Origin of the sequence: Polaribacter sp., from assembly GCF_051251875.1 — a bacterium.
Taxonomy (GTDB): Bacteria; Bacteroidota; Bacteroidia; order Flavobacteriales; family Flavobacteriaceae; genus Polaribacter.
The window spans coordinates 75,579-102,035 of record NZ_JBPOGL010000010.1 but is presented as its reverse complement, the minus strand read 5'-3'; the positions used below and the strand labels follow the sequence as shown (position 1 = coordinate 102,035).

Here is a 26,457-nt window from a genome sequence, read left to right as displayed (position 1 = left end):
TCAAGATGAAAAAATTAACCGCGTAATTAATAATCGAAATTTAAAAGATTACTCTTGTTTTATAGGGGTCAAAACAATCACAAGCAAACTTAAATTTAACCGGCCATCTGAAATGTTGTGAATTGATTTCAAATTGTATTTTTACGTGAGCAATCACAAGAGGAGCGTATGAGATACACAACCAACAACAGTTGTGAATTGATTTCAAATTGTATTTTTACGTGAGCAATCACAAGTAAAGCCTAGTTCAGGAAAAATTAATTCTTGTTGTGAATTGATTTCAAATTGTATTTTTACGTGAGCAATCACAAGTTTTACGTTAAGGCAATTAAGGTATTTGGTGTTGTGAATTGATTTCAAATTGTATTTTTACGTGAGCAATCACAAGATGGTGATTTTATAAGACTATCTGTGGCACGTTGTGAATTGATTTCAAATTGTATTTTTACGTGAGCAATCACAAGGTCATTATTTTTTTATCCTTTAACTGTAGAGTTGTGAATTGATTTCAAATTGTATTTTTACGTGAGCAATCACAAGGATTGGCAAGAAGCTTTAGAAGCGGCACGAGTTGTGAATTGATTTCAAATTGTATTTTTACGTGAGCAATCACAAGATATGGTATTAAGGAAATTAGCGGTAAAGCGTTGTGAATTGATTTCAAATTGTATTTTTACGTGAGCAATCACAAGTGAAAAGAATTGATTAAACACGAAGTAAATGTTGTGAATTGATTTCAAATTGTATTTTTACGTGAGCAATCACAAGATTTATCAGGTACAAATGGATTAGGAAATAGTTGTGAATTGATTTCAAATTGTATTTTTACGTGAGCAATCACAAGGTCAATCCCAAAATATTGAGTAAAATCAATACTTTGGGATTCTTTTTTGGATTGAAAAAATAGTTGTTTTTGTAGTAATTCATTTAGGTTTATACCTATTTTCAGCTTTCTACTACTATTTTACTTACAATTAAAAGGTTACTTCAATAGTTCCTCATTCTTAAGAACCAAGAGCTAAAATAATTGTAATTGTTGTGTAGGTTGTGGTAAATCAACTTCTTTTATTCCATGAAATAATTCCATATTCCCAAACTGTTTGTCAGTAATTTCTAAAATACAGACTTTACCATGTTTTGGTAAACTCATTTTTACTCTTTTGGTATGAACTTTAGCATTTTCTCTACTAGGACAATGTCTTAAGTAAATAGAAAATTGAAACATAGTAAACCCATCGTCAATTAATTTTTTACGAAATTGACCTGCAACCTTTCTTTCTCTCTTGGTTTCTGTTGGTAAATCAAAAAATACTAAAACCCACATAATTCTATAAGCATTATATCTTTTTGATGACATTTTTATTAATCTAGTTCGGGGTACTTTATTTGTCTTAACTCTCCTGTAAAACATTTATACAAGCTAGCTGTTGTTGTAGAAACTGCAATAAATAGAGGTCTTACAACTCCATCAATAAATACATCTTGTGTTGCAATTGTTAAAATTGTTGCTTTAGCATCTTTATTTAGCTCATAATTATTGTTATTAGCTATATAATTGTAAACTAGCTTATCTACAAAAGGCCTATAGGGTTCCATAACATCATCTGCTAAACAATATGGATTATACTTATTTCTATGAAAAATCCCTAAAACAGGCAATAATCCACTACTTACTAAAGCTCTAGCTACAATACTTCTTAGAACTGCATAACCAAAATTTAATAAATTATTAGGTGCTGAACCGTAACGTTCTCTCGAAAAATTCTCAAATAAATGTTTCCAATAAAATTGAGCTGCAACACCTTCTCTATTGGAAGTATCTCCGCTTTTTACATGTAATTTATATTCAGCTAACGGTTCCGAAAATTTATTATTGATATCTAAAAGCACTTTTTGATTTTCTATTTTCTGCTCCACCGTTTGTTTCCATAACTGTTTTTTTAAAGGTTCAGAAGCTGCTAATTGGTATTTAATTCTTTCCGAATATTCTGAATGCCCGTACATTGGCAACATCATCCCAAAAGGCAAATGATGTTCATCGCAACAAACAACAGCTACATTATTACCTTGTAATTGAATTAAAAGCTGATTTGAAATTGTTATTTGATAATGATCTAGCATTAACAAAGCAATGTCTTCTATGGGCACAGTTCCTTTAATTTCTTTTGTTTCTGGCTCTTGGACTACTAATTGCTTTTGTTTTAGTTTTAAATACGATGGATTACCTATATAAACGGTTCTTTTTATCATACTTATTTAATAATCTTAATAATATTACCCAATCTATTAGACTTAAGTTTCCAACATATTGATTTAACTTGAATACCTCCTATCGAATTTTGATTTTTAAGTTGCGGACTTTTTAAACCGTATTCATTTTTAATTAGATTTTTTAAATTTAAGCCATATTCTGTTGCAAAAGTTTTTCTTTTTTTCTCTTCTTTTAGATTAAAAATAACATCCGCTGAATACATAGGAATAAAATTAGCTGTTGTTCCACTCCCATCCTTAAACAAATAAATTCTGTTTAGTTGTTCTTTTGTTAGGTTTGAAAAATCAACATCTTCATCAATATCAATCGGAATGTAAACTAAATCGTTTGGTTGTAAATAAAACTTTAAGGTAAAATCATTAAATTCAGGATGTCTTTGAGGTACATTTTTCTTCTCACTAATAGGTAAATCCTGTTCTATTTTTTGTGTGGCTAAAATTTCTTCAAAATTCGGCACATAGTACTTTCTTTGCCCATCTTTCTCGTAAATACAAAAGTATAAATTTGTGCCAGATGCAGACTTTACAAACTTTGATTCTTTAATTAATTGACCATTTTCATTTTCCCATTTTTTAATTGAAAACTGTTTTCCTTTATTAAATTTTAGGCGTATTTTTTTTATTGGATAATGGAATACACCATTGTTTAAAGCAATAATATTATTATTTAAATCGTCAATACCTAAAGCTGAAAAAGCCACTTCATGTGGTTTTAAGTCCTTTCCTTTTTCATCTTTCCTATTTAAAAACTTATCTTGTTTTAAATGATTTAATAATATTTTCTTAGAAACTTCATCAATTACATCATTAATTTTCTCCTCAGTAAAAGTAGAATTTAAGGGTTCCCTCTTTACTAATAACCCTTTATTTTTTCCATTTTCAAGTAAACCGAAATATGTATCTTCATGTAGAGGTTTTCTAATAGCCCAATTTTTTTTACCATTAGTTTGCTCTATCCTTTGTTTTTGTTTTTTTCCATTTTTATCAAACAAAAAATTTCCGTTTTCATCTTTGTATCTTAAATTATAATTGGTTGCTTTGTTAATTGCTCTTAAATTCTGTTTGAAACTTATTATAATTTCTTCTAGGTTGTGTTTAGCATCTGCTGTAAAGTTATCCCAAGGTTTTTTATAGTCAGAAAGTACAATGTGTTTCGTTTTTTTATTTGTAAGAATATTTACTTTTTCTATATTTTTAGTGTTTCTTAATTTCAATCCCAAATCAAATCTTTTAATATCAGATTTAGCATTGTTATTATTAATATAATTCACATGTGCTCTTGTTATCGAAGCAATAATTATTGCATCTAATGCATGATGTCTATGGTCTATTCTTTTGAGTTCAAAATTATCTCTAAATTCTAATGGAACTTCTGGTTTGAAAAAACCACCATTCTTCTGCACCTTTCCAAACAATCCGTTTTCTTCATTTTCAGCACCGCAAATCAAAATATTTAATCTCCTAAATCGATATTCCACTAATGAACTCCACACAGAATTCAACCCCCATTCAAATCTTAGTTTTGCTGTTACACCTCCTGCAACGGATAATACATTTTTTACAGTAGATTCTTGTTCTCCATCTTCTCTTACAATATTGCTAAACGTTTTTAGTGCTACTTTACTAATGTAGCGCATATCATTTTTTTGACGTTCTACCATATTTTTTGGAATATCTTCTCTTAGTAAGTTTTCTAATTTTTTTCCATCATAATTTTCCTTTACAAATTGCTCATAATCTAATTGCTTTATAATAGAAACATATCCACCACCGTTTAAAGGAACTTCTGTTTCTTGAAACTCTTGAATAAAATTATAAGCAATTCTATTATCCTTTAAGCTATTAACTTCGGTTTCACATATTATTTTATTATTAAAAGAATTATCTAAATATTTGGATTGTGGAATAACATGTTCTATTTCGTATTTTGAAGTAAATAAATCGGATAAACGAATTACCTTTTGTGTATATGGAGATTTATATTTTTGCTCAAGCCATAATTTATATTTTAAAATTTCACTTGAGGTCGGTTGTTCTTTTTTAATAAAACTATCTACTGTAAGTTTCCCTATTAAAACTTCATTCTTAAGTTCTTTCTCTGAATATTGAGAAAGAATAGTTTGTTCATAAATTTTTAACTTATCAAATTGAGTTTTAGAATTTGGACGTATATCTTTTACATCCTTAAAGTTTTTAAATTCATATAAAAGTTCTCTAATCCGCTGATTGGTATCTTTATTCTTATTAATTGAATTAGATATTTTTTCTCTTACCTTTTTTGGATTTTTTAAATCTCTTCCTATTTCTATATGTATTTTATCAAATAATCTCGCATAAACTTTTTCTTGTTTTTTAGTGTTTTCGTTTGTTATTAACGTATAATCAATATTCATTTGATTACCGTAAAACTTCCAAATATCCAGAGTTACCCTTAATGATTCTAATATAACTTGTTCTACAATGGGGTTACGAAGACTATGTTGTTTAAAACTATTAATATAGTCTTCTAATTCTTTTGATGTTTTCCATTGCGTAATATCAACTTCTGAATGCTTATCATAAATTATATATGAAGCCAACCAAAGAGGTAAACCTTGGAAGTGAGAAATATCATTCAAATCTATTGATTTTTCTCTTACTCTATTTGTAATGTTTTTGTCAAATTCTCCGGTGAGGAGCTTATCTATTCTTAATAATACTTCAGGATTTAAATCTTCTTGTTTCCAATTACTTCCACTTCTCATAAGTGTGAGTAGTTTTTTTATTGCTTTTTCAGAATATGAAGCATATTCTTTTTTAAGCATAGGACTTTTCTTTAATTTTTCTCTTGTTTCTTCCGAAAGATTATTTTTTTTAGAAAAACTATTTATTGCCTCATTATATTCTTTCGTGTCTGTTACAGAATAAACTATTTGCCAAAGACCATATTCTAATGTATCTGTATACTTTATTAAATCTTTCTTATCGAAATTCTTTTTAAAATTTATCCTTGTTTGATTACATTCTAGTTTAATTTTATCATCATCGGTATAGTTCCATCTGTAATTTTTTTTATCCTTAGCATCTTTTATAAAATAGGATATTAACTGTTGTTGAGTAATATCTTTTTTATTATAAAGAAAGTTAAAAAAAATTCTAAAATCCTCTTTGGAGACTATAAAACTATCTGTAATGTCGGCATTGAGTTTTATTTTTCCATCAATTTTAAGTTGTCTTTTTTGAATGCGAATATTGTGTGCTAATTGCCAAACTCTAAATTCCTGAAATAATGGATGAGATTTAGGTATTCCATTTATATAAACGGTTTTTCTATTTTTTGTTTTTTCATCTATATAATAACGTTTCTCAAAAGTACATTTAGAAATTAAAGATTTCTGACTTTTAAGGGGTCTATGATAATAAAGAATATCTTTTAAAAACAGATATATAAATTTATCCGTTTTACTTAGTAATTGTTCTTGATGTTCAATATTATTAGGGTAAAGTTCTAGAATAGCTTTTTTGAATAATTTTTCATTATTCCATTCATCTTTTCTAAATTCCTTTTGCTTCTTTAATATTGCTTTTAACTCATAGAAGTAGAAATCTCGATCAATAGTTCTAATCAGTTCTCCTTTTATTTTTTGCTGTAGATTTTTTAATATAGCCTCATAAATATATTTCCCAACAAATTTCTGCTTCTTTAAATCTTGTTGTGTTTTTCTTTTTATTGCTTCCCAATCATCTTCAGATTTAACCTCTCTATAAGAATTAGACACTTTATTGTCCTTCTTTTTTGTAATAGTAATTATAAAAGCATTTGTCTTATTTTTCCATAAAGATGGATTTGTTGTTTTCTTTTTGGTGTCATCATAAATTACACCATCCTTATCTTCGAATATTATATTATACAAAACTTTATCATCTACTTTATCTTCCGTTTTTATAAAGTCTTTAGCTTTTAAAAGGATATACTTTACTGTTTTATTTTCATTTGTTAAAATTTCATTTTCTTGTCTTTGTTGGTAATACCCCCTTTTTTGGTTAAAGTTTAATAAAATCCAAGCTAACTCTTCATTAGAAATTTCACTTTTTAATGCTTTCTTTCTCAAATAATATAAAGTCCAATCATATGGTAATTTGAATGGCTTTCCTTTTTTATTTAATCTAGGGAGGTTTTTGTGTACTTCTCTAAATTCTTTTTCCATTTCCTTATAAGATTCTTGAAATAAAAATATTCTTTTCCCATCGTCATCAACCTCATCCGAATAAGCTAATAAAGGTTCACAATTCTCTAAAAATTTCCCAATCCTATTATTAAAATCAATATATTTAGAATAAGTTTTAGGTAAATACCCTAAAACATTTAAAACCCTATGTAATCTTTCACGTCTAAGGTTACTTCTTTCATAAAGTATTCTAGTTCCTCTTTTTTCTGTTTTTTCGGCAGTTTGTGATTTTGTTACTCCCCTTTCAAAATCTTTTATAACTGCTTTAGACATAGGAATAATTCTAGAACCTGAACCTATTATTCTGCTAAGGTTTTTATCTTTTTCAATTTCAATTAACGCCCAACCTATGGAATTTGTTCCAAGGTCTAATCCTAATATCTTTTTCATAGTCTATTTTTATTATAGTTTATAAAACTACAAATAAAAAATAATTAATTATTATGGAAACCCGTAAAAAAATAGATTTATTTTATATATATTTGAGTACAATTTGAAATCAATTCACAATAAGGATTATTCCGTTGTGAAAACATTTAAAGCGGCAACTTCGGTTGTCGCTTTCTTTATATGCAAATCTCAGTCATTTAAAATATGGCGTTACATCTAATTTTATAAAAATATACTTAAATATAGGGATTGATTTCCATTTTAAATTTGCTTACTTTTAACTAATTCAAAAATAAACTAGATATGAAAAAGTTAATTTTTTGCTTTATTTTTTTTAGCTGTAATTTTTTATGGAGTCAAGAAAATGTTGCTACCAAAATTATTTTTACTCATGAAAATGATTTATTAGGTTTTATAAATAATGATGATGATAATTACACTGGCGGTTTTAGTTTTGAATTACAGCGAGCAGAATTAAATTTTATTCAACCTTTTTTTAAGCTTGCCAACGCTAAAAACATTCAAAGAATAACGCTTGCAGGTGCTGGTTATACTCCTCAAAATTTAGCGGCTAGTGCTCCTATTATTGGAGACAGACCTTATGCATCTTTTGTATATTTGGGATACGGTTTAATCTCCATTCATAAAAATGGTGCAGTGTTAACGTCAGAATTAAACATAGGATTAATGGGCTTGTCTGCACCCGGAAAATTACAAAGTTGGATTCATAGTAGTAAGCTTTTTAAAGCAATTACAGACAGGCCTGTGCCAGAAGGTTGGCACAATCAAATAGCCAACGGTGGTGCACTTATGGTAAATTACAATGTAAAATACTCTTTTAATTTAATTAAAAATAAAGAAAAAGAGGCTGAAAGAAACATTAGTTATTTTGATCCTTCTTTTACGGTGAGTGCAGATTTAGGAAACTACATGACCAATATTAATTTAGGTTTGTATTTAGATCTTTTTAACCTCAATAATAATCCTTCCTTAGAATATGACAACAGAGCTATTCAAAAACAACTTAATTTAGAGAATATAGATTTAAAAAAATCAGAAAATAATGTTCCTTTAAAAAAATTTAGCATGAATCTCTTTTTTAAACCCAATCTTAGGTTTAACATCTACAATGCAACTTTGCAAGGATTACTTTTTAATGATTCTAGTATTTATAAAATTCCTGCTAGTGAAGTAAAAACGTTTTTATTTGAATTTAATACGGGTTTAAACTTTAATTTCAACAATAAATGGCTGGTAAGATATACGCTTTCCGCAAGAAGTAGAGAATTTAAAGGAGGTAAATCTATGCATTATTGGGGCGGATTAACAATTGGTTATACCCGATAAATCTAATATCAATATTGATATAAACTACAATCACAACAGTGATAAAATTTTGCTATTACACAAAATATTAAAGAAACATACGGTAAATTTACAGCATTGAGGAACGGTTTTGTGTAAGAAAAGATGCGATATTAAAGCACTAAAATTAGTAAATAAAACACAACCCAATAAGATTTGTGAGGATTTTAGTAAGTACGATTTTACCAGTAATTTTTTAACATGGTGATGAGTTTACTTATTTTTTTATCCATTCTATAATTTCGTTTTCATTCATTATTGACCAAGAATGTGGATTTCTCATTCCGTTTTTTCTATAGCCTTTATTTTCAGTTTCTATATATTTGGTTTTATAGCCTTTTTGATTCAATAGTTTAGATAATTTTTTTATTTGATAACCATTTGTGTTTTCAAAATTTTGATTAAAGTTGTCATTTCTATATTTTAAAGCTGGTTCTGTATAGAATATTAATTCGGCTTTCTCGAATTCCACATTTTCAGTATATTCAATTGAACCTAAATAAGGAGAATACTCTTTGTATTTTTCAAAATCTTTATCTGGCTTTCCAATATGCTTTTCCATAAAGTTCAAGAAGTATTTTATATTTCCGGATTTATCTTCAACTAAAGACTTTTTATAATTAAAATAGAGTTGTTGTAAATCAACAGGCGAGTCAATTACAAATATTCCTTTTAGATTATTTTTGTAATTCCTTTTTTTTGTTAAATATTTCCCAAGTTGTAAACCTAAATTTCCACCTGCTGAAAATCCTCCAATATATATTCTTTTACTGTTAATATTATTTTTGTTAATAATTTCGACAACTGTTTTTCCTAATTTTTCAAGTTCATTATTATCTAAAAATAAATTTCTATTATTTTTTAATATTAAAATTGAAATTTTTTCTTTTAAAGATTTTTGTATAATATTGCTTTCCGTTTTTATACTTTCATTTGTACCACCAAACCCAGGGAATAATATTAATAGTTCCTTATGTTTTTCAGGAACTATTAATTCATATATTTCATTATCTACATTTATTTCCTTTTCAGTGTAATTCTTACATCCTAAAAAGGTTAAAAACATCAATAAGTATATGGTTTTTCTCATTTCGTTAATTAAGCCCAACAGCTTGTATAATTTGGTTGTCTACTTTTTTTTCTAACATCTGACTAGAAATATCAAACTTCTAAATGAAAATCCATTAATTCATACGACTGCCAGATTCAACAGAAAACACAACGTAAAATCACCAAAAATTATGTTTTATTAAAATCTGTTATCACCATCTAATAAATCTCCAAGACCACCTAAAACGCTGCCTTCTCCACGAGTTCCTTTCCCAGATCTTGGCGCCATAGAAAGCACTCTTCCTGCCAATCTGCTAAATGGTAAAGATTGAATATACACAGTTCCTGGGCCGCGTAATGTTGCAAAAAACATTCCTTCACCACCAAAAACAGTATTTTTTATTCCTCCAACAAATTCAATATCATAATCTACCTCTTGCGTAAACCCAACAATACAACCTGTATCTACTTTTAAGACTTCTCCTGGTTGCAATACTTTTTTGGCCATGGTACCACCGGCATGAATAAAACCTAAACCATCGCCTTCCATTTTTTGCATGATAAAACCTTCTCCACCAAACAAACCTCTACCTAATTTTTTTGAAAACTCAATACCAATTGAAACACCTTTGGCTGCACATAAAAAAGCATCTTTCTGACAAATAAATTTGCCGCCAAACTCAGTTAAATCTATAGGAATTATTTTCCCAGGATATGGAGAAGCAAATGAAATTTGCTTTTTTCCAACACCATCATTGGTAAAAACAGTCATAAACAAACTCTCACCAGTTAAAATTCTTTTTCCCGCAGAAAATATTTTGCCCAACAACCCTGTTTCTTGATTAGAACCATCGCCCAAAATAGTATTCATTTTTATCTGGTCATCCATCATCATAAAAGTTCCGGCTTCTGCAACAACTCCTTCTTGCGGATCTAATTCTATTTCTACAAATTGCATTTCTTCTCCAAAGATTTTAAAATCTATTTCGTGTGCATTTCTAAATGATGAATTGTGTGGAATTTTATCTTGAAACATGATACGTTTTTTTAGGTTTATATATAATTAGATGATTTAAAGTACTATTTGTTACAACAATACAGCAGTTAATTTTTAAATTTAATACATTTTTCATCAACCAAAACTATTTTTTTTGATTATATTTCTTCTTTTAAATTCTAGGCAAAATCTTTTAATAACACTTAATTAACTTTTATTTATTTTGCTATTTTAACAAAAAGCCTAATTTTGCCACCTATAAATGAAGTACTAATTTATCTACTTATTAAAAATTAATATGAAATATTTATCTCCAGAAATAGAAGCCTTATCAAAACAATTTGAAGTTACAAAATCGTTAGCCCGCACAAATGTGTCTTGTGGTATTTTTCAAGAATGCGATTATAAAGAAGAAAGACCAAAATTATATCAAAAGGAAGACTAAATTAATTCTTTACGCGTAAACTCCAATGAAACTGAAATCTAGAAACCACTACTCCATCTTTATTCTTTCCTTCAGAAGTTAACACAATAACTTGCCCTTCTCCTGTTTTTATAGACGCTTGAATGGCTTTTCTTATTTCATTTCCTCCTGTACAGGTAAATAGTATTCTACCTGTTGCTTTTTTAAAAAACTGCGCCTCTTGTTGTGTAACCAACATAGAAACTTTCTGCTTAGAATCTGAAATTGCTTTCATTACCAAAACTCCTGTTGGCATTTCTGCCGCCATTCCTTGTGCCGCCCAAAACATACTTTTAAAAGGATTTTGATTCATCCATCTATGTTTTATAGAAACAACTACTTCTGTTTCTGAAATACTAAGAACTCTTACCCCTCCTAAGTAAGCCAAAGGAAGTTTTACAAGGTTAAAAAGGTTCACTTTTCTTGGCGTAAATTTCATTTATAATCGTTTAAAAAAGATTTATAATATTTTTATATCAAAATAAACATTGGGCACACAAGATACTTAAATTTTATTAAAACCCAATAATAACAGTAGTTTCAAATGATTTTTCTGTAATAAACACCCAAACACAAATGTTAAAAAAATGTTAATTATAGTACTATGTAATACATAATACCTTTTTAAAGACATATATTTGCATAAGCAAGTAGTATATAAATTTACAAACCATGAAACAAAACAACGAAAACACCAACGCTTTTTTATTACATATTTGTGCATTTGCAGGTTTTGTATTTCCATTCGGAAATATTATTACACCATTAATTGCATGGCAAACCTTAAAAGATAGAAGTCAATTTTTAGACGAACAAGGCAAAGAGGCTGTAAATTTTAACATCAGTTATTCACTCTATATTTTTATTTTAACCTTATCTGCAGTTCCTTTCTTTGTGGGCTCATTGTTTAGAAATTTTGACAACTTTGATCATTTTAATCATTTTAATTTCAATTTTAATTCAGGGAGTCTTTTTGGAGTTATTGGGCTAGCCTCCTTAGCAGGAATTGTAGGTTTAATAAAATTTGCATTGATTATTATAGCTGCTTTAAAAGCCAAAGAAGGAGAAAATTACAAATATCCTTTTACAATAAAATTTATAAAATAAGTACGTTACTTACACGCTATGAAGGAGAACAAAAATTGAGAAAAAGTTACATACATTACACAGTAAAATAGCATTCATTGCGCATCTACAAGTTTCCTAATTATGGAAATATTCTGATGAGCATTTAAACAAATCAAATAAATGAAGGTAGAAAACACAAAAGCGCAAATGCGAAAAGGTGTTTTAGAATATTGCATTTTATCCATTTTAAAAAAAGGTGATGCATATACTTCTGAAATTCTTTCCACATTAAAAGGTGCAGAAATGATTGTGGTAGAAGGTACCATTTACCCTTTACTAACACGCTTAAAAAACGCAGGATTGTTATCCTACAGATGGGAAGAATCTACTTCTGGACCACCAAGAAAATATTATGTTTTAACAGAAAACGGCGGCATGTTTTTAAAAGAATTAGACAGAACATGGAGCAATTTAATTAATTCAGTAAACCAAGTAATTAGCACAAAATCAACTACAAATGAATAAGACAATCAACATAAACTTAGGCGGATTTTTCTTCCATATAGATGAAGTTGCCTATCAAAAATTAAAAAGATATTTAGCATCTATTTCTAAATCTTTAAGCGATGATCCGCAAGGAAAAAACGAAATTATTGCAGACATAGAAGCGCGAATTAGCGAACTATTATCTGAGAAAATTACAGATGCAAGACAGGTGGTTAATGAAGGTGATATAGATGATATTATTACCATAATGGGCCAACCAGAAGATTATGCAGAAGCAGAAGAATCTTATAACGACGCTAATTATTCTTATCAAAGAAATAATGCTGCTGGGAAAAAATTATTTAGAGATGGCGATGATAAGTTTTTAGGTGGTGTTGCCTCGGGTATTGCTCATTATTTTAATGTTGATACTATTTGGATTCGCTTAGGATTATTAGCGCTTTTCTTTGGTGCTGGCTTTGGAATTCTTGTCTATATCATTCTTTGGATTTTACTTCCAGAAGCTAAAACCACAGCAGAAAAACTGCAAATGGAAGGCGAACCAGTGAACATAGACAACATTGAAAAAAAGATTCGTGAAGAGTTTAATACCATGTCTGATAATGTTAAAAATGTGGCAAACCAAGCTTCAGATAAAATAAAAGATGGCGCCAATGAAATTTCTGAGAAAATGAATGCTGCTTTTAAGGGAAAGCCAAACAAAAATAACGGATTGCAAGATTTTATCAACACCATAGGCAAGATTATTCTTGTGTTCTTTAAAGTTATTGGTAAATTTATTGGAGTTATACTAGTCTTTCTTGCTGGTGCTGTTATTTTATCACTAATAATTGGTGGGTTTTCTATTGGAAGTTTAGAATTTTTAAATGTTAACGGAGATTTTTTACAATATCCTCCATTTTTTTATGATGCCGTATTGCCAAAATGGGCGTTAACAATTACAGCTTTTTTATTGATAGGTATTCCTTTTTTAATAGTATTTGTACTAGGATTACGAATTTTATCTAGCAATGTTAAACAGTTTAGCAAACCTACCTCTTTAACTTTATTTGGTATTTGGGTTGTGGCTTTCTTAACGTTTGTTTTTACAGGGATAGATTATGCTACTTCTCATGCCAATTACGGAAAACATGTAACTAAAAACACTTTAATGATGGCCGATAATGACACCATCACCTTAAAAGTAAGTAATGATGATACCATCTATTATCAGCACAACTTAAAAAGAAATACCTATAAGAGAGAGGTAGAAATTAAAGGTACACAAAAAGTATATTCTAATAATATAAAGGTTGATGTTAAAAAAAGCAACACGGAAGAAGCCTATATTATTATTCAAAAAGAATCTCGTGGTAAAAGCAGAAATAGCGCAAATAAAAATGCAGAAAAATTGGAATACAAGTTTAAAGTTACAGACAAAACTATTGTCTTAGATGCCTTTTATTTATCAGCATTTAAAAACATTTGGAAAGATGAAGAAGTACAAGTTACCCTTTATTTACCATTAGATGCAACCGTTTATTTTGATAATTCTACCAAAAATTTCTTGTATCATGTAGATAATACTACAGAAACTTATGATAAAGACATGGCAACACACTACTTTACAATAACCGAAAAAGGCTTGCATAGCCAAGAATTAAAAGCCCTTGAAAATGTAGATGTTGAAGAATAAAACAATTCAACTCTAAAAAACAACAATTGGGTATCATATATTAGAAAAAGAAACACTTTTTAAAGACTTTTGAAAAATAAATCAACTTTAAAACTAAAATTATGAAAACATCAACTTTAAAAATTAGCATACTTCTCTTACTAAGTATTTGTTTTATGTCTTGTAGATGGAACAGTATAAATGGAAACGGAAACGTAGTTATAAAAGACAGAAAAGCGAACAATAATTTTACAAAAATTAGTACAAAAATGGGGTTAGACGTGTATGTAACTCAAGGTGCAAAAAACAGCATTACTGTAGAAGCTGATGAAAATTTACACGATATTATTTTTACCGAAATTACGAATGGTACTCTAGAAATATATTCAGATAAAAACATTTGGAAAGCCAATGCTAAAAAAGTACATGTAACTATAAAAAATATAGAATTACTATCTGCTTCAAGTGGTGGCAGCATTTACTCTGAGGAAAAAATTACGTCTAAAGATGTTATAATTAGTGCTGCAAGTGGTGCAGATATTAAAATTTCTATTGATGCAGCAAATATAGAAACCAATGTTGCTAGCGGTGCAAATATTTCTATTAATGGTAAATCCCAAACTCTTATCACTAACGCAGCATCTGGTTCTTCTGTAAGCGCTTACAACTTGCAAAGTAAAAATGTTGTTGCAAGAGCAAGTAGTGGTGCAAATATAAATATTTATGCATCAGAAAATATGGAAGCCAGTGCATCTAGTGGTGGCCATATAGGTTTTAAAGGGAATCCAAAAAAAGTGACTAAAAAATCTTCTTCTGGTGGAAGCATTTCTGCCAGGTAGTAATCAGACAAAAAAAAACAACCTAAAATCAATCAATAATGAATTCATTTTTTGAACCTTTTAAAGACTCCTTTCTTATAAAAATACTGTTGGCAATCATCCTTTTTTTATATTCTCTTTTTTCAAATGCACAAGTGGATAAAAATACTGAAGTATATAAAACACTAAAATCTAACGACAGTATTATTTTTGAAAGAGCCTTTAATCACTGTGAATTAGAAAAACTAGCACCAATTATTGCACAAAATTTTGAATTTTATCATGATGTATCTGGAATACAAAATAGAGAAGCGTTTATGGCAGCAATCAAAAATAATGTCTGTTCAAAACCTGGTAATTACGCAAGACAACTAGTTACTAATTCTTTAGAGGTTTATGAATTAAAAAACAACGGAGTTTTGTATGGCGCAATTCAAAAAGGAAAACACAAATTTCAAGAAAAACAAAAAGGAGTTTTAAACACAGTAGGAATTGCAGATTTTACGCACCTCTGGATTTTAAAAAATAACAAATGGGTTTTAAAAAGAGTGTTAAGTTATAATCACCTTCCCTTTTCAGAATAAAAAATTTACTGGAAAGCTAACTTCTAGTAAGATTACTAATACTTGGTTTTATTAGTTTACTTGGTAAGTCTTCGTTTTTAAATAAACGGGGCTTACTTTTTTTTATACAGCATTTAAAGAGCTGATTTGTATCTTAAAGAATCAACAAAAAAAATTACAATGCCTTTTATAATTTGAGAAAAGATTCTTACCCAATTTTGGCTAGAAATAAAAACAGGATTAAACTATAAAAAGTTTAACCCTGTAATTTTTAAAATACACATTTTTTGCAAACGTATAAATTATACTAATTTCTTAGCATTTTTTACTTTTTGCTTTGTAAGTGCAATTTCTATCACTTCTTTCATTTCTGTAACATAATGAAAAGTTAAGCCTTTTAAATAGCTTTCTTTTATTTCTAAAATGTCTTTTTCATTTTCTTTACAAAGAATTATTTCTTTAATATTTGCTCTTTTTGCAGCCAATATTTTTTCTTTAATTCCGCCAACAGGCAACACTTTTCCACGCAAAGTAATTTCGCCAGTCATGGCTAATTTATTTTTAAGTTTACGTTGTGTAAAAGAAGAAACCAAAGAGGTTAACATGGTAATACCTGCACTAGGACCGTCTTTTGGCGTTGCGCCTTCTGGTACATGAATGTGCACATTGTATTTCTCTAAAATTTCTTGCTTAATCCCTAATTCTTCTGCATTCGATTTTATGTACTGCAAAGCTATTGTTGCAGATTCTTTCATAACATTTCCTAAATTACCAGTAATAGAAAGGTTTCCTTTTCCTTTAGATAAAATAGATTCTATAAATAAAATATCGCCACCAACGCTTGTCCAGGCTAAACCTGTAACTACACCAGCCACATCATTATTCTCAAATTTATCTCTAAATCTTGGCGTTCCTAAAATTTCTTCTATTTTTTCTGAAGAAACAGCAATATCATATTCTTCTTCTAAAGCAATAGATTTTGCAGCAAAACGGACCACTTTTGCAATTTTCTTTTCTAAACCACGTACGCCAGATTCTCTTGTATAACCTTCTACAATTTGCTCTAATTGCTTTTTACCTAACTTTAAATGTGTAGTTGTTAAACCGTGTTCTTTTAATTGTTTAGGTAATAAATGTCTCTTTGCAATCTCAATTTTTTCTTCAATTGTATACCCTGTAACATTTATAATTTCCATTCTATCACGCAAAGCCCAAGGAATTTGACCTAGGTTATTAGCAGTTGCAATAAAAAGTACTTTTGATAAATCGTAACCAACTTCTAAATAATTATCATAAAAAGATTCGTTTTGCTCAGGGTCTAAAACTTCTAACATTGCTGATGAAGGATCTCCTTGATGACTGTTGCTTAACTTATCTATTTCATCTAAAACAAAAACCGGATTTGAAGTTCCTGCCTTTTTTAAATTTTGAATTAATCGCCCTGGCATAGCACCAATATAGGTTTTTCTATGTCCTCTAATTTCTGCTTCATCACGCAAACCACCTAAAGACATGCGTACATATTTACGTCCTAAAGCTTCTGCTATCGATTTTCCTAAAGATGTTTTACCAACTCCCGGAGGCCCGTATAAACAGATAATTGGCGATTTCATATCTCCTCTTAACTTTAAAACAGCTAAGTGCTCTATAATTCTTTCTTTTACTTTTTCTAAACCAAAATGATCTTTATCTAATACTTTTGTTGCATGTTTTAGATCGAATTTATCTTCAGAGTAAATACCCCAAGGCAATTCTAGTAACAATTCTAAATAGCTTCTCTGAACACCATATTCAGCAGCTTGTGGGTTCATTCTTTTTAAACGATTGATTTCTTTCTCAAAAGTTTCACCAACTTCTTTGCTCCACTTTTTAGTTTTGGCTTGCTTGCGCATTTCTTCTAACTCTTCGTCATTAGAAACGCCACCCAATTCATCTTGTATGGTTTTTAACTGTTGATTTAAATAATACTCACGCTGTTGTTGGTCTAAATCTTCACGAGTTTTAGACTGAATATCATTACGTAATTTTAATTTCTGAAGCTCTTTATTTAGGTTTTTTAATGCCAATAAAGCACGTTCTTTTAAATTGTCTTTTTCTAAAATTACTTGTTTTTGAGCTACAGATAAATCCATATTTGAGGAAATAAAATTCACCAAAAACGAATCTGATTTTATATTTTTAATAGCAAAAGAAGCTTCACTAGGTAACATTGGGTTTTCCTTAATTACCTCTAAAGCTTGTTCTTTAATAGCTTCTATTATTGCTTCAAATTCTTTTTCATCATCAACACTTCTGTCTTCTAAAGCTTCTTTTACCGTTGCTTTTAAATAAGGTTTGTCTTGTACAATGGTTTCAATCTCAAAACGTTTTTTACCTTGAATAATAACGGTTGTATTTCCATCAGGCATTTTTAAAACACGTAAAATTTGTGCCACTACACCTGTTGTATGAATGTCTTTTAATCCTGGTTCTTCTTCGTCTTCATTTCTTTGTGCAACAACACCAATTACTTTATCGCCTTTATTGGCATCTTTTATTAATTGAATAGACGCGTCTCTACCGGCTGTAATAGGAATTACAACTCCTGGAAACAAAACGGTATTTCTTAGCGGTAAAATGGATAAAATTTCCGGCACGCTTTCCTTATTTATAATTTCTTCATCTTCTGGCGTCATTAAAGGAATTAATTCCGAATCTTCATTTAACATGCTATGAAGCGACAAATTGTCTAAATGCATTACTTTTGGTTTGCTCATATGTTATATCTCTGTCATACTGACATTGATTTTTAAAAAGTGTAAAATCAACACCAATGTTATGTTTTTAAATTACTGATAATCAATGGCATAAAAACCACTTATCGTATCATCTTTACTATAAAAACAATTGTTGTGCCAAGCTTACATTAGTTGTGTTTCCTTTTTATTTTTTTATCTTTTGTTAATCGGTTCATTTTGATTGTATAAAAAACTAATTTAAATATACAAAAATGAAAAGCACCAAACATCATGATAAACGTATTGCTACAATGAAATAAGCTTCCGGTTACCCAAATTATCTGACAAAAGTTATAAAAAAAATAGAACGAAAGTAGCACTACATGAAGTAATGAAATGGCTTACAAAGTAAGATGAAAACAAGCTAAAAGTACTTATTGAAAGTAATATTACTTTTGAAGGTTTTTTTAAAAACACGTCTATAACCCCCAATGCTTATTTAATAAAAGGTGTCTTTTGTGGTTTTAGTTGAAGAAATAGCTAATAATTTAACGCAACAAGTTCGTTATTTAGATTAGCTAGTAAATGAATTAGCAAGAAGACGAAAATTAGAAAAAATTTTACGAACAGATTAAATTTCCTAAAATGTTTTTAAAAAAAAGAAGCGTCCAAAAAATTAATTTTGGACGCTTCTAACTAATTTAATTTAATGTTACTCTTTAATAAATTTTGCTGTACCTACTGCGTTATCCACAGTGTATTTAATTAAATAAATACCAGATGCTAAGTTAGAAACATCTATAGATTCACTATTTTTATTGATGGTTAAATTGATAACCTTTTTCCCTAATATGTTATAAATAGCGGCATTTTTAATCGTGTTTTGTGCAGAAATATTTAATCTACTTGTAGTTGGATTAGGATACATAGAAACATTTAGTTGTTTATTATCTGAAACACCTGCTGTTGCTGCATTAAACAAAGTAAGATCATCTATATAAAAAGTAAAGTTTGCACTTCCATCTCCCATGGTACCAAGATCAAAAATTAATACAACTCTATCGTATGTATTTCCACTATTAATTGTCGAATAATCAAAAGTGATTGTTTCCCATGCATTTGCAGTAGTTAATGATACTTCTTTCTCAAAATTTGTTGTTGGATCTGATGAGTTTTCAACTTTTAATAAAACCTTAGCATCTGCTCTTGGAGAATACACCTTCATTGTAAATGTATCATTATTTGCAAAATCCATTGCTGAACTTAATGTTAATGAACTTCCACCCCAAGGTTGACCTGCATGCTTTACCATTTTACCAACATTTGCTGAAGAGTTGTCTGCATTGTTATGAGGATTTGTTTCTGTGGATACAACTCCTCCATCAAAATCAGACCATACTGTTGCACTTTCAAAATCTAATGGTAAAGCAACTGTAGGTGTTACAACACCTGAAGTAGTTAATGTAATATCATCCATATAAAAAGTAAAGTTTGCACTTCCATCTCCCATGGTACCAAGATCAAAAATTAATACAACTCTATCATACGTATTACTGCTACTAATTGTTGAATAATCAAAAGTGATTGTTTCCCATGCATTTGCAGTAGTTAATGATACTTCTTTCTCAAAATTTATTGTTGGATCTGATGAGTTTTCAACTTTTAATAAAACCTTAGCATCTGCTCTTGGAGAATACACCTTCATTGTAAATGTATCATTATTTGCAAAATCCATTGCTGAACTTAATGTTAATGAACTTCCACCCCAAGGTTGACCTGCATGCTTTACCATTTTACCAACATTTGCTGAAGAGTTGTCTGCATTGTTATGAGGATTTGTTTCTGTGGATACAACTCCTCCATCAAAATCAGACCATACTGTTGCACTTTCAAAATCTAATGGTAAAGCAACTGTAGGTGTTACAACACCTGAAGTAGTTAATGTAATATCATCCATATAAAAAGTAAAGTTTGCACTTCCATCTCCCATGGTACCAAGATCAAAAATTAATACCACACTATCATACGTATTACTACTACTAATTGTTGAATAATCAAAAGTAATTGTTTCCCATGCATTTGCAGTAGTTAATGTTACTTCTTTCTCAAAACTTGTTGCCGTATTCGCTGAGTTTTCTACTTTTAATAAAACTTTTGCATCTGCTCTTGGAGAATATACTTTCATTGTAAAAGTATCATTATTTGCAAAATCCATTGCTGAACTTAATTTTAATGTACTTCCACCCCAAGGTTGACCTGCATTTTTTACCATTTTACCAACATTTGCTGAAGAATTGTCTGCATTGTTATGAGGATTTGTTTCTGTTGTTACCACTCCTCCATCAAAATCTGACCAAGTTGTTTCGCTTTCAAAATCTAATGGTAATGTTGCTGTACCTGCAACAGGTGCGTCTGGTGCATCTGTTAATTTTTCTGCATTAAATTTGATGTTGTCTATATATATAGTACTTCCTTCTGCTCTATCGGACATACCTTCAGTCCAATCTACAAAAACAACCATTTGACTGATGTTAGATAAATCTCCATTAGGATTTATACCTGAAAGATCAAAAGTTAAGGTTTGCCATTCATCTACAACTGTATTACCAACATTCTGGTCTGTTATCTGAAATGTAGTTCCAGCACTATTTGTTGCCATTTTAATACCTACAGTACCTACGTAATTTTTATTTACGTCCATCGTTAAGGTTAAGTTACTTGAAACGGCCATATCAATTTTCCAAGTACCAAATTTTGAGTCTTCCCATTTATTGTTAACACCTGCATAAAAAGCATGACTTGGTCCCATAACAACTTTCATTACTTTAGAAGCTGTAGCATTTACACCATCTAAATCTGGATTGTCTACAATCTCTGCAGGAGGAGGTTCGTTATCAAAAGTATACCAATTAGACGCTAATCCTGAAGGTGTACCTTCTTCAAAATCTAAATGATATTCTTGTTGTTGTGAAAAGCCTATTGATGTCATCAATAAAGCTAGTAATAAAGTAATTTTTTTCAAAATAGTTATTTGTTTAAAATGTTATACACAATATTAACCTTAATCTATGCAGTATTGATTTTTTTGACCTAAACAAAAAACATACAGTTGGAAAAAAATGAAGAAAAAATGAATTAAAATAGCCTTAAAAGCAATGATAGTATCATTATAAAAGAAAATTAAAAACCATAAAAAAGCACAATAAATATGTACAATTTTACAACCGTATGGGTAATGTATTGTTTAATTAAGGCATATTGTTCTTCTAATTTTTGATGTATTGTTTACATCTATAAAAATACCTTAAAAATGAACTGTCTTTGGCAACAACCCAATAAAAACACAAGCTTAAAAAACACACTTAAAACCGAACATACAACAATAAAACACCGCATAAAAACCACAACAATTTTATAAACTATGTTGGTATTAAGAAACCTAAACGTTTTAAACTCATCAACTAATTTTAGTGATTATTACTATTATTTACCTTGATTTTTGCAAGCTTTAAGCCTACTTTTAAGAACAATAAAAAACGCTATGAATACGAACTATCATAGCGTTTATAAAAAAATCTAAATTTATTAAGATTTAATACTTGTTTCTTATGAATACTTTAAGTTTTCATTCTTATCCCAAAGTCCCCAATAAGCACCAACATCTCCTTCATCTCCTACCTTCCATGATTCATCAAAAGATGAAAAGTAAAACACCTCAACATCATCTTTAGCAGACCATACTTGTGTGTTAATAAAGTACTTCATAGCATTTTCTTCAGATGACTCTGCTCCTCCTTCACTGCCACCTTTACTTGGCCAACCAGTTTCTGTTATAATTACTTTTTTACCTTGACCAGCATCCGTTGCTTGACCAAACATTCTTTGCATGTGATTTAAAGAATGATCTACATGACATCCTTCCCAAAATGGATAACAGTTAGACAAAATTACATCACTAACTTCAACCAACTCTGGATGAACAGAAAACTCATAATAAGCGTCTACATAACCAACTTGTACATTAGGTAATGCCTCTTTTACTCTTCTAATAAAACCTAATAATTCTTCTAAAGGCAAATCATTTCTATACAATACTTCATTACCAACAGCAGCAATATCAACACAACCTTCTTTTCCAAGTTCAATAATTGCTTGTATTTCTTGCTCATTTTTTTCCGGATCATCTCCTAACCAAGCTCCAACCATTGTTTTTAAACCATGTTTTTTTGCTATTCTTGGTATGTGTTCATTTCCTTCTATACATGAAAAAGAACGAATCCATTTTGTATATGGCTTTAGAATTTTAATTCTTCTTTCTACTTGTTCTTCCGTAATAGTATCTCCTGGTTCTTGTCCATCTTCATACATACTAAAACAGATTCCATGCATTCCTTTATTTAAAGTATCTCTCCATAATGTTTTTAATCCATCATTTGAATATTCGCTAAAATCTACTCCTATATCTCCTAAACCTACTTTAGGTTTTAAGGAAAAATGCTCTTTTTTTCTATATGACATTTCCTAATATTTTAATTTTTCATTTTTATCCCAAATACCCCAACGAGCTCCTAATTCTCCTTCCATACGCACTTTCCATGATTCATCAAAAGAGGAGAAATGAAATATGTCTACATTCTTAGCATTTGCCCATTCTTGAGTTTGAATAAAGTATCTCATAGCATTTAATTGAGATGGATGCGCATCATCAACAGTTTGTCCTTGACTTGGCCAACCTGTTTCTGCAATTATTATTTTCTTCCCTTTTGATATTTGTTTCGTAATTTCATACATTTCTCTTAAATACTTTAAAGAATCATCGATAGCAAATCCTTCCCAAAACGGATAACAATTTACTAAAATCACATCACAAGCATTTACTAATTTTGGACGCTTATAATATTCATAATAGGTATCTACATAACCAACTGGTATTTCTAAACCTGCCAACGCTTCTTTTACTCTATGAATATAATCTATAACCTCTTTTTCTGTTATTTCTCCACGAAGTAACACCTCATTACCAACAGCAGCAATATTAACATTACCAGACTTGGCAAGTGCAATTAACTTGTTAATTTCTCTTTCATTTCGTTCTTTATCATCACTAATCCAAGCACCAACTATTGATTTCAGGCCTTTGTTATGAGCAACTTTTGGTATTAATTCATTTCCTTCTATACATGAAAACGATCTTACCCATTTTGTATAAGGTGAAATTACATCCATACGTTTAAGAATTTGTGATTCAGAAAGTATATCATTGATATCCTGACCTTCAATATAAGGACTAAAGCAAAGTCCATGTGTTTTATTTTTCAATTTACCTTTGAATAATTCTTTTACTTCGGATAAAGTTTTCTCTGTAAAATTAATTTCAGTATAGTTTTCAAGATTTAAATTACTATTCGAAATTGAAATTAAATGTCCAGCGCCATAAGCAGAGGATACCTTTTTATTTTTATTTTTTCGCTTTGCCAATTCTGCACTTATTTCTAAAGCTTTTTCCTCTGAATGGTCATAATTACGCATAATCCACATTGCTGTAAGTGTACCCACTATTGGCAAACCAGAGTAAAATAATCTTATTCCTGTAATTGAAGCTTCTGTATTTTCGGTATCAGGTACAAACCCAACTAACGCCATAATTGCACCTGTTGCTAAACCTGCAAATGCAAAACCAAACTTTACCATTAACCAATAAATTGCACCAAAAACACCTTCTCTTCTTTTCCCTGTATTTAGTTCATCAATATCTATTACATCGGAAGTCATAGACATCATTAATGTAAATAAACTTCCAATTCCGAAAGAGAAAAAAGGCAAAGCAAATAAAAACATGTAAGGTTTTCCTGGAATAAATAAAAACCAAAGCAAAATATATCCTAAGATAGAAATACCTTGTGATACCAAAAAAGCGTTCTTTTTCCCCATTGTTTTAGACATCTTAGCAACAATAGGTATCACCATAAAAGTTGTTGCCAAAGCCCCTATACTTCCTAATAATGTAGGCCAAAGACCTGCTGCTCCTGCATCTCCTTTGAATAAATAGTAGACAACAATAAAAAATGAAAAACCAGAAACAACATTAAAAGCATTGAAGATTAAAAAGGTTGAATAACATAATTTTCTAAAAACAGGAATCTTAAAAGCTTCTTTAAAATTTTCTAAAATCTCTTTTAAACTTCCTCCCAATGTTTTTAAGGTTAAAGGAGTTAAACTTTCATCATCTTTTGTTGACTTACTTTTTATAAAAAAAGCAGGTACCATTGCTAAAAGAGCACATATAACACCAACCCAAATACCTAAAGATCTTGTAGTATCTGTTGTTGATCCAAACCAATTATCATCATACATTACCACCCAAAACCAAGGAGCAATAACCCAAGCCCATTGCCCAATTGACTGCGCAACTGCCATGATGTTTGTACGTTCATGAAAATCGTCACTCATTTCATACCCCATAGCTACGTAAGGCACAGAAAAAATAGTAAGCCCTAAATAAAATAGTAAGGACCAAATTAAGAAATATGTAAAATTATAACTTACACCATTTTCTATATATAATTGCCATAAAAAGGAAAACGCAATTCCCATAATCAATGCTCCTAAAAACACGTATTGTCTTCGTCTTCCCCAAATAGATTTTGTATTGTCGGAAATAAACCCCATAATTGGGTCTGTAAAAGAATCGAATAGACGAGGTAGAAAAAATAAAACACCCCACATTAATGTTGATAAACCATAGTCTTGAATTAAAACAACCATAAAAATACCCATGGCAGCTGGAAACATTTGGTTGGCTAACATACCTAAACCGAATGCTATTTTTTTTCCCATAGGAACTTTAGATGATGTACTTACCTTAGACATAGTTTTTAGTTTTTAATTTTTAATTTTTAATAGTTGCTACTATAATTGTTTGTAATGCTTGTGCATCAATATTTATTAGAGTTTCTTTTTCTCCTAATTGCAATTTGAAATTCTTTTTAGTTTTCCCTTCATTAAAAACTACCACAGCAATAGAACCATCAGGGTTTTGTGCTGCTGTAACTTGTAATTCTTTATCTGAATTTTCTAAACCAATTACTTTTGCTTCTGGTCTAATATATTTGCTAAAATGAGCCATGGTGTAATACAGTGGCGTAAAATACACTTCATCTTTTTCTGGGTCTACAATTACCGGAGCAACACACCAGTTCTCAAACCAGTTTGGACCTCCTTTTGTGTCTAATACCATATTCCAATCTACCCAACCATCTACCCAATTATTTAGGCAACCAATTATATCTCTTGCATATCTGTTAACAGGTGCGTATTTTGGATGTAAATGTTTGTCTTTTTCTGGCGCCCAATCCCAACCCCAATCTGTTGCTTCTTTTTTCCAATACCAAGCATCATCTTGCCACACAGGAACCTGAGAATCTATACAACCTTCTGTTTCTATTAAAAATTTATTTGGCGCTTTATTGTGTGCATATTGCAAAGCTTCTGGATACACCTCAAATGTACTTTCGTACCAATGTATTGCTGTACCATGAAAATATTTTGATGAACTTTCACTTCTATACATTTCATCTACCCATTCTTTTAAACCTTCTCTATTTTGATCATACCCTAAAATAATTCTATCGCCATAACCATCTTTTTCTAATTTTGGTCCCAAATGAAACTCTACAAAATCGGTCATTTCTTTGGGCGAAAAATGCATACTTTCCCAATTATTACCATTTCCGTGAGGTTCATTTTCTACCGTAAATCCCCAAATATCGATTCCTTCTTTTTTGTAAGCATCTATATATTTAGAAAAGAATAATGCCCAAGTATCATAATATTTAGGCAATAGTTTACCACCAACCCATTTATTATTATCCTTCATCCAAGGTGCGGCGGTCCAGGGAGAAGCAAATATTTTAAATCCGTCTGTAGACGCTTTCATAGCATCTTTTATCATCGGAATTAAATCGTCCATATCATCCTTAATTGTAAAGTGTTCTAACTCCATATCTTCTTCTACCGGAGAATAAGAATATTGACTTAAAGAAAAATCACAAGAATTCATGTGGGTTCTTGTTAAGGAGTAATTTGCGCCTTCTTTAGAGAAATAAGCTTGTATAATAGTATCTCTATTTTTTGCACTTAGTTTGTTTAACAAATAAGCAGAAGACTCTGTAAAAGCACCTCCAAAACCTGTAATAGTTTGAAATTGTTCATTAGGTTTCAACTTAATTGTTGATGGATTTTCATCAGCAGTAAATTCTGTTATTTTGGTTAGTTTATTACCACTTTCTGAAGTTTCATAAACATCTGCTACCAATTTATGATCAACTTTATTACAACTCATTATCATTAATAAAAAAAGGATTGAATAAAAATAGTTTGTTTTCAT

19 protein-coding genes and 1 CRISPR repeat array are annotated in these 26,457 nt (G+C 29.8%); of the genes, 8 read left to right on the top strand and 11 right to left on the bottom strand.

What is annotated here, in order from left to right:
* Positions 1–114: 114 nt before the first annotated feature.
* Positions 115–844: direct repeats of the CRISPR family, unit length 46 nt; unit sequence GTTGTGAATTGATTTCAAATTGTATTTTTACGTGAGCAATCACAAG.
* 174 nt (positions 845–1,018) lie between these two features.
* Genes cas2 through cas9 form a run of 3 tightly spaced genes read right to left on the bottom strand, consistent with a single transcriptional unit; the run spans position 1,019 to position 6,869 of the window.
* On the bottom strand, positions 1,019–1,357 hold the full coding sequence (gene cas2 / locus ACSHW5_RS06795) for a CRISPR-associated endonuclease Cas2 (protein ID WP_435675362.1): 339 nt from the start codon (positions 1,355–1,357) through the stop codon (positions 1,019–1,021).
* 5 nt (positions 1,358–1,362) lie between these two features.
* Positions 1,363–2,250 carry a type II CRISPR-associated endonuclease Cas1 gene (gene cas1, locus ACSHW5_RS06790; RefSeq protein WP_435675361.1) on the bottom strand — a complete coding sequence of 296 codons (888 nt, stop codon included), beginning with the start codon at positions 2,248–2,250 and terminating at the stop codon, positions 1,363–1,365.
* A gap of 2 nt (positions 2,251–2,252) precedes the next feature.
* The gene (gene cas9 / locus ACSHW5_RS06785; RefSeq protein ID WP_435675360.1) at positions 2,253–6,869 is read right to left on the bottom strand and encodes a type II CRISPR RNA-guided endonuclease Cas9; all 4,617 of its coding nucleotides are present in this window, start codon (positions 6,867–6,869) and stop codon (positions 2,253–2,255) included.
* Positions 6,870–7,172: 303 nt separating this feature from the next.
* On the opposite strand from cas9, the gene ACSHW5_RS06780 reads away from it, so the two are divergent.
* Positions 7,173–8,216: a lipid A-modifier LpxR family protein gene (locus ACSHW5_RS06780; RefSeq protein ID WP_435675359.1), complete on the top strand. Its 1,044-nt coding sequence runs from the start codon at positions 7,173–7,175 to the stop codon at positions 8,214–8,216.
* Positions 8,217–8,451: 235 nt separating this feature from the next.
* Here the strand turns inward: ACSHW5_RS06780 and ACSHW5_RS06775 are convergent, their stop codons facing one another.
* Together ACSHW5_RS06775 and ACSHW5_RS06770 are read right to left on the bottom strand one after the other, a co-directional pair.
* Entirely contained in the window at positions 8,452–9,324 is an 873-nt protein-coding gene (locus tag ACSHW5_RS06775) for a hypothetical protein (RefSeq protein ID WP_435675358.1), read from the bottom strand.
* A 159-nt stretch (positions 9,325–9,483) separates the two neighbouring features.
* On the bottom strand, positions 9,484–10,320 hold the full coding sequence (locus tag ACSHW5_RS06770) for a TIGR00266 family protein (RefSeq protein WP_435675357.1): 837 nt from the start codon (positions 10,318–10,320) through the stop codon (positions 9,484–9,486).
* Between the two features lie 259 nt (positions 10,321–10,579).
* On the opposite strand from ACSHW5_RS06770, the gene ACSHW5_RS06765 reads away from it, so the two are divergent.
* Positions 10,580–10,726 carry a hypothetical protein gene (locus ACSHW5_RS06765; protein ID WP_435675356.1) on the top strand — a complete coding sequence of 49 codons (147 nt, stop codon included), beginning with the start codon at positions 10,580–10,582 and terminating at the stop codon, positions 10,724–10,726.
* 1 nt (position 10,727) lies between these two features.
* Here ACSHW5_RS06765 and ACSHW5_RS06760 read toward each other — a convergent pair whose 3' ends face one another.
* A complete protein-coding gene (locus ACSHW5_RS06760) occupies positions 10,728–11,183 on the bottom strand; it encodes a DUF4442 domain-containing protein (RefSeq protein WP_435675355.1) in 456 nt (151 codons plus the stop codon).
* A gap of 233 nt (positions 11,184–11,416) precedes the next feature.
* On the opposite strand from ACSHW5_RS06760, the gene ACSHW5_RS06755 reads away from it, so the two are divergent.
* The 5 genes from ACSHW5_RS06755 (at position 11,417) to ACSHW5_RS06735 (ending at position 15,375) form a co-directional block, all read left to right on the top strand.
* Entirely contained in the window at positions 11,417–11,851 is a 435-nt protein-coding gene (locus ACSHW5_RS06755) for a DUF4870 domain-containing protein (protein ID WP_435675354.1), read from the top strand.
* Between the two features lie 141 nt (positions 11,852–11,992).
* Positions 11,993–12,337, top strand: coding sequence for a PadR family transcriptional regulator (locus ACSHW5_RS06750; protein ID WP_435675353.1), 345 nt, complete (start codon positions 11,993–11,995; stop codon positions 12,335–12,337).
* Positions 12,330–13,994: a PspC domain-containing protein gene (locus tag ACSHW5_RS06745; RefSeq protein ID WP_435675352.1), complete on the top strand. Its 1,665-nt coding sequence runs from the start codon at positions 12,330–12,332 to the stop codon at positions 13,992–13,994. The genes ACSHW5_RS06750 and ACSHW5_RS06745 overlap by 8 nt, the downstream gene beginning before the upstream one ends.
* A gap of 101 nt (positions 13,995–14,095) precedes the next feature.
* The gene (locus ACSHW5_RS06740; protein WP_435675351.1) at positions 14,096–14,812 is read left to right on the top strand and encodes a head GIN domain-containing protein; all 717 of its coding nucleotides are present in this window, start codon (positions 14,096–14,098) and stop codon (positions 14,810–14,812) included.
* A gap of 38 nt (positions 14,813–14,850) precedes the next feature.
* On the top strand, positions 14,851–15,375 hold the full coding sequence (locus tag ACSHW5_RS06735) for a nuclear transport factor 2 family protein (RefSeq protein ID WP_435675350.1): 525 nt from the start codon (positions 14,851–14,853) through the stop codon (positions 15,373–15,375).
* A gap of 281 nt (positions 15,376–15,656) precedes the next feature.
* On the opposite strand, the gene lon is transcribed toward ACSHW5_RS06735, so the two are convergent.
* Positions 15,657–18,110 (bottom strand): endopeptidase La, encoded by a 2,454-nt coding sequence (gene lon, locus ACSHW5_RS06730; protein WP_435675349.1) that lies wholly within the window; start codon positions 18,108–18,110, stop codon positions 15,657–15,659.
* A gap of 397 nt (positions 18,111–18,507) precedes the next feature.
* On the opposite strand from lon, the gene ACSHW5_RS06725 reads away from it, so the two are divergent.
* Positions 18,508–18,603 (top strand): hypothetical protein, encoded by a 96-nt coding sequence (locus ACSHW5_RS06725; RefSeq protein WP_435675363.1) that lies wholly within the window; start codon positions 18,508–18,510, stop codon positions 18,601–18,603.
* Between the two features lie 180 nt (positions 18,604–18,783).
* Here ACSHW5_RS06725 and ACSHW5_RS06720 read toward each other — a convergent pair whose 3' ends face one another.
* The 4 genes from ACSHW5_RS06720 to ACSHW5_RS06705 all read right to left on the bottom strand — a co-directional run bounded on the left by ACSHW5_RS06720 (position 18,784) and on the right by ACSHW5_RS06705 (position 26,457).
* A complete protein-coding gene (locus ACSHW5_RS06720; RefSeq protein ID WP_435675348.1) occupies positions 18,784–21,093 on the bottom strand; it encodes a T9SS type A sorting domain-containing protein in 2,310 nt (769 codons plus the stop codon).
* A 584-nt stretch (positions 21,094–21,677) separates the two neighbouring features.
* A complete protein-coding gene (locus ACSHW5_RS06715; protein ID WP_435675347.1) occupies positions 21,678–22,589 on the bottom strand; it encodes a glycosyl hydrolase family 17 protein in 912 nt (303 codons plus the stop codon).
* A gap of 3 nt (positions 22,590–22,592) precedes the next feature.
* Positions 22,593–24,941 (bottom strand): MFS transporter, encoded by a 2,349-nt coding sequence (locus ACSHW5_RS06710; protein ID WP_435675346.1) that lies wholly within the window; start codon positions 24,939–24,941, stop codon positions 22,593–22,595.
* A gap of 19 nt (positions 24,942–24,960) precedes the next feature.
* Entirely contained in the window at positions 24,961–26,457 is a 1,497-nt protein-coding gene (locus ACSHW5_RS06705; protein WP_435675345.1) for a glycoside hydrolase family 30 protein, read from the bottom strand.

Excerpts from the sequence above, each read along its gene's own strand:
- cas2 (WP_435675362.1), bottom strand. The coding sequence starts at position 1,357 with ATGTCATCAAAAAGATATAATGCTTATAGAATTATGTGGGTTTTAGTA.
- cas1 (WP_435675361.1), bottom strand. The coding sequence starts at position 2,250 with ATGATAAAAAGAACCGTTTATATAGGTAATCCATCGTATTTAAAACTA.
- cas9 (WP_435675360.1), bottom strand. The coding sequence starts at position 6,869 with ATGAAAAAGATATTAGGATTAGACCTTGGAACAAATTCCATAGGTTGG.
- ACSHW5_RS06780 (WP_435675359.1), top strand. The coding sequence starts at position 7,173 with ATGAAAAAGTTAATTTTTTGCTTTATTTTTTTTAGCTGTAATTTTTTA.
- ACSHW5_RS06775 (WP_435675358.1), bottom strand. The coding sequence starts at position 9,324 with ATGAGAAAAACCATATACTTATTGATGTTTTTAACCTTTTTAGGATGT.
- ACSHW5_RS06770 (WP_435675357.1), bottom strand. The coding sequence starts at position 10,320 with ATGTTTCAAGATAAAATTCCACACAATTCATCATTTAGAAATGCACAC.
- ACSHW5_RS06765 (WP_435675356.1), top strand. The coding sequence starts at position 10,580 with ATGAAATATTTATCTCCAGAAATAGAAGCCTTATCAAAACAATTTGAA.
- ACSHW5_RS06760 (WP_435675355.1), bottom strand. The coding sequence starts at position 11,183 with ATGAAATTTACGCCAAGAAAAGTGAACCTTTTTAACCTTGTAAAACTT.
- ACSHW5_RS06755 (WP_435675354.1), top strand. The coding sequence starts at position 11,417 with ATGAAACAAAACAACGAAAACACCAACGCTTTTTTATTACATATTTGT.
- ACSHW5_RS06750 (WP_435675353.1), top strand. The coding sequence starts at position 11,993 with ATGAAGGTAGAAAACACAAAAGCGCAAATGCGAAAAGGTGTTTTAGAA.
- ACSHW5_RS06745 (WP_435675352.1), top strand. The coding sequence starts at position 12,330 with ATGAATAAGACAATCAACATAAACTTAGGCGGATTTTTCTTCCATATA.
- ACSHW5_RS06740 (WP_435675351.1), top strand. The coding sequence starts at position 14,096 with ATGAAAACATCAACTTTAAAAATTAGCATACTTCTCTTACTAAGTATT.
- ACSHW5_RS06735 (WP_435675350.1), top strand. The coding sequence starts at position 14,851 with ATGAATTCATTTTTTGAACCTTTTAAAGACTCCTTTCTTATAAAAATA.
- lon (WP_435675349.1), bottom strand. The coding sequence starts at position 18,110 with ATGAGCAAACCAAAAGTAATGCATTTAGACAATTTGTCGCTTCATAGC.
- ACSHW5_RS06715 (WP_435675347.1), bottom strand. The coding sequence starts at position 22,589 with ATGTCATATAGAAAAAAAGAGCATTTTTCCTTAAAACCTAAAGTAGGT.
- ACSHW5_RS06710 (WP_435675346.1), bottom strand. The coding sequence starts at position 24,941 with ATGTCTAAGGTAAGTACATCATCTAAAGTTCCTATGGGAAAAAAAATA.
- ACSHW5_RS06705 (WP_435675345.1), bottom strand. The coding sequence starts at position 26,457 with ATGAAAACAAACTATTTTTATTCAATCCTTTTTTTATTAATGATAATG.